Consider the following 986-nt stretch of genomic DNA (forward strand, 5'->3'; position numbering starts at 1 on the left):
ACGCGTGGTGCTAGTTTGTAATAATACAAAAAAATTAACAAAAAAGTCCAACACAGTTAGACTCATAAGTGACTAAACTTAAAAGGAGTCCTAACGATGTTGAACCATCCTAAGTTTAAACAAATTCGTCACGAATTACAAGGTAACTATCATTATTTTTATCAGCTGTGCCAGTCGCTTTACCAGCGCTATTGCCCGCGTTGTGTGACGCAACGGCGTAATGTGGCGCACGTTAAAATCGATGACTGTCGATTGTTGGCGCTACTGTGTTTACAAACAACGCTTGGTATCCAATCACAACGCCGTTTTTGGCGCTTGATGACCGCCTTTATGCCGCAAAAAATCACCATTAGTCGGTCACGGTTCAACCGTCGCGCACTACAATTATTACCCGTGGTCAATGCGATCCGTACTGGTTTGACGCGTGAAGCAGCCCAACCTGGACAGATCGCAATCATTGATAGTTTGCCGAATCCATTGTGTGAACCAGTACGTAAATTTAGAGCACGTATTTTTGCTGGGCAAGCTAATATTGGCTACAATGCCACTAAGCAAATGTCGTTCTATGGGTTTAAAACCCACATGCTAGTAACCACTGATGGCTACATTCTGAATTATGTGGTGACTGCCGCTTCGGTCCATGATACAAAAGTTGCCGTTAGCTTGATTGATGATTGTCCTTGTCCAATTGTTTTGGCCGATGTCGGTTATGTAGGCAAGCGACTTGGCGCTGAATTTAAGCAATTAGGCTACACGTTATGGACACCATACCGTTCGAATATGAAGGGGGCCAAGGAACATAATAAGCGCGCGCTCAAGGCGTTACGTCGCACAATTGAATCGCGTTTTTCTACCTTAGTTAGTGATTTTGGAATTGAAACTAACTTAACGCGGAGTGCCTTTGGCTTTCAACTAAAAATTGAACTGGCAATTTTAGTCTATAATTTAGGATTTTTTAATTTTGTGACGAACTAGCACCACGCGTA

Annotated in this window: 1 protein-coding gene; it reads left to right on the top strand. The window is 42.8% G+C overall.

All coding sequences use genetic code 11. The features are described from left to right. Positions 1-96 precede the first annotated feature (96 nt). The gene (locus tag IV36_RS11730; RefSeq protein ID WP_003561820.1) at positions 97-975 is read left to right on the top strand and encodes an IS982-like element ISLpl4 family transposase; all 879 of its coding nucleotides are present in this window, start codon (positions 97-99) and stop codon (positions 973-975) included. Positions 976-986: the final 11 nt, after the last annotated feature.

This window comes from Liquorilactobacillus mali, from assembly GCF_001437155.1.
GTDB classification, from domain to species: Bacteria; Bacillota; Bacilli; order Lactobacillales; family Lactobacillaceae; genus Liquorilactobacillus; species Liquorilactobacillus mali_A.